Source organism: Yersinia massiliensis CCUG 53443 (genome assembly GCF_000312485.1).
Lineage (GTDB): Bacteria > Pseudomonadota > Gammaproteobacteria > Enterobacterales > Enterobacteriaceae > Yersinia > Yersinia massiliensis.
The window spans coordinates 237,707-240,041 of the sequence record NZ_HE997648.1 but is presented as its reverse complement, the minus strand read 5'-3'; the positions used below and the strand labels follow the sequence as shown (position 1 = coordinate 240,041).

Below are 2,335 nucleotides of genomic sequence, written 5' to 3'. Positions count from 1 at the left end.
CAGGCGAGATGGCATTTAGTCCGGCGAATGCATTTCAGGTCACTACCGCTGGGCTGCTTTCTGCAGATTATCAAAATATCAGTGCGCAAAATCTATACAGCGGGTTTGAGAGTGCTTGGATTTCAGGCACCGCTAGCTATACCAATACCCAAGGTGCCGGACAAGGTTACCAACTCGGATTACAAAATCAGGTGTCTATTAACGGCAACCTGAGTGCGTCTTTATCGACGGTTTACGAATCAAGTAATTACTGGTCACCTGATAATGCCCTAAGTGGCGGTAATAATTTGGCTGACCTGTCCGTTGGCAAACTGAAAAATGCCACATCAGCAGCCGTGACCTGGGCACATCCTCGTTGGGGCGCATTTTCCTATGTTTTGTCTAATAATATGTATTATCAGGCAGAGAACAGTGTCTCCCATACGTTTTCCGCCAGTGAACAATTTGGCCGAGTGACCACCACGTTGAGTGTTCAGTCAAGTTCACAGGGGCGCAATGCTGTCTATTTGGGACTTAGTATGCCACTGGGTAATGGATCTCTCACTGGCCGGATGCAACGTAATAATGGTAATACGACGCTGGGCAGCACTTATCAAGGGGCTTGGGGTGATAACAAAGGGTACTCCGTGGGGGTAACGGGCGGTAATAATCAGCAACGGGTTAATGGCGCAATGAATGTGAAAACAGCCTATTCACAACTGGCGGGTGGGATTTCTCAGGCCAATAACAATAGTCGTTCTGCGTATGTGGCATCTAGTGGTTCAATGGCTTACGCGAACAATACCTTTGCGACTTCGGCATCGGCCATTGGTGACACCTTTGCAATAGTGAACGTGCCTAGTCAGTCAAATTTACGGGTATCATCACCGAGTAGTGGGATGTCCATAACCGATTATGCTGGCACAGCGCTGTTGCCATCAGTAATGCCTTATAGTGCATCCAAGGCCCAAATCAGTACCAAAACATTGCCATTGAATGTGCGTCTCAACAGTACCAGTGCCGATTTGATGATGACCCGCGGCACGGTGGCAACCCGTAATTTTGAGGCAACAGAAACACGCCAGTTGCTGCTGACCATTCGTGACAGCAATGGCGATGCCCTGCCAGTGGGAGCAAACGTGCTGGATGACAAAGGTAATTTCCTCGGAACACTGATTGGAGACGGTAATTTTATGTTGGAAAACAATGCAATTGGTGCCACGCTGCGGGTTAAGGCTGCCAACCGAGGCGAATGCATTGTGAGTTATGGGGTGCCGGAGAAATTTGATCCAGATACATTGTATGAAGTTGCTGATGCGGTATGTCATTAATATGAGTGGCAGCCAGCAAAAAGAGATCTAATCGATATTCCAGACACAGGATTTATTATGAAAAAGACTATTGTCAGTCATCGCAGCAAGAATACCGCGGCCTATACCACGGTATATAATCGCTTTAAATCGTTTCTTGTTTTCAATGTGCTGGTGCTATTGAGCTGCTGGAGTTTAGCCTCTAATGCATCGTTCAAATTAGAAAGTACGACCGTCATATTAAAAGAAAGCGAGGGGCGCGCGAGTTTTACCATTGATAACACTTCCGCCAACCCTATTTTGCTGGTGACAAAACTGATTGATATTGATGGCAAAGATTTCAGTAAGCAGATTTTGATTTCACCACCAGTGACACGCATTGATGCCGGCCAAAGTCAGCAAGTGAACTTCGTGCTGAAAAAAGGCGCTGTACTGGACAATGAAGTATTACTAAAAGCAGCATTTGAAGGGGTTGAGCAGGTCTCTGGTAATGCCACCGTCATGCCTATCCGCCAGGAAATTGGTTTTCTTATTCAGCCGAGCGCAGTGCCACAAATTAAAAACCCTTGGGAGGAGCTAGTTTTCTCCGTATCAGGGAATAATTTGACGATTAAAAACCCAGGTAAACATGTTGTTCGTCTGGGGCCACAGGTGGTTTTAGTCCCGAGTAATGAAGTCGTTCCGTTGGGTAACCCGTATATTATGCCGGGCACCAGCAAACAATTCTCGATCAAGTCATCACCGACATCTGTGAAAGTCACGCCACTGAGCCGCTATGGTTTTGTGCAAACGGAAGTCGCTCTTCCTGTCACACGTTAATACTCGTCTAATGCTCAGGGGCCGCCAGAGAATGGTGCCCTTGAGTTTTAAATCACTAAAGGTTATTCCCAATACATTAAGCCGCTAGAAAAATAGTCTAGTAAGAATATTCTGACATCAAGTTCACTTCCATTCCGATATACGCCCACGCCTGTTTATTGTTTAATCACTCCAACGAAATAAATTGATCTAGATCATGTTTTGATGAAACTCAAAATAGAGCTTAC

The 2,335-nt window shown here is 46.0% G+C and carries 2 protein-coding genes; both read left to right on the top strand.

Going from position 1 to position 2,335, the window contains the following annotated elements:
- The coding region (locus tag BN68_RS19130) for a fimbria/pilus outer membrane usher protein (RefSeq protein ID WP_019212799.1) at nt 1-1,310 on the top strand (1,310 nt) is incomplete at its 5' end.
- 57 nt (nt 1,311-1,367) lie between these two features.
- Complete coding sequence (locus BN68_RS19125) at nt 1,368-2,108, top strand: fimbria/pilus chaperone family protein (protein ID WP_019212798.1); 741 nt, start codon at nt 1,368-1,370, stop codon at nt 2,106-2,108.
- Nucleotides 2,109-2,335 lie beyond the last annotated feature (227 nt).

Coding starts and splice junctions, on each gene's coding strand:
- BN68_RS19125 (WP_019212798.1), top strand. CDS start 1,368: ATGAAAAAGACTATTGTCAGTCATCGCAGCAAGAATACCGCGGCCTAT.